Annotated in this window: 1 protein-coding gene; it reads right to left on the bottom strand. The window is 38.1% G+C overall.

The window, feature by feature from the left end; all coding sequences use genetic code 11:
- A partial coding sequence (locus ACM0OP_RS24285; protein ID WP_414530963.1) for a transposase occupies nt 1-531 on the bottom strand: 531 nt, incomplete at its 3' end.
- Nucleotides 532-653: the final 122 nt, after the last annotated feature.

Genomic DNA, 653 nt, shown 5'->3' with positions numbered 1-653 from the left:
TGTAGGATAGCTGATATCAGATGGCGCACAACTGGCATCTAATATTAATTTTCCCCTATTGGTCGGCTGATTTTTTGAATCCTCGACTTCTGACTTTTTTGATTTTACTTCCTCCTCCTGTTTTTTTTCTAACACCTGTTTGACAATTTCTTGATTGATTTTGTTGACTAAATTTATATCTATTCTTTCTCTAAAGTGAACCAGCATTGACGGGTCAAATGGCGCTTTATTACTGTAGGCTGATATTCCTATAAAGTATTGTAAATAGGGATTCTCCCTGATTTGCTCCACTGTTTCCCTATCACTTGTTCCTAATTTCTCTTTAATTATTAATGCTCCCAATGCCATTCTAAATGTTTTCGCTGGTGCGCCTATTTGTTCTGTAAATATGGCTGCGTATTCGGCTTCAAACTCTGTCCAAGGTATTATTTCCGCCAAGACTACCCAACGGTTATCTGAGGCTAGTTTTCCCCCAAAGGGTAGTTCAAAGCTTTCTGGCGGCGTGTCTTGTTTATGCGCTTTTCGATACATATTAACGCATCTTAATGCAAGGGTTTTTACCTATTTTACCCTTTTTCTTTCCACTTTATTCCTCTTTTCTGACCCTGAATCTCTTTATTTCTCTGGCTTTTGGCTTTATTCAGCAAACCCTA

Origin of the sequence: Nodularia chucula CCY0103 (genome assembly GCF_963923915.1) — a bacterium.
Classification (GTDB): domain Bacteria; phylum Cyanobacteriota; class Cyanobacteriia; order Cyanobacteriales; family Nostocaceae; genus Nodularia; species Nodularia chucula.
The sequence above is the reverse complement of the archived record's forward strand: the minus strand, read 5'-3'. Positions and strand labels throughout refer to the sequence as shown.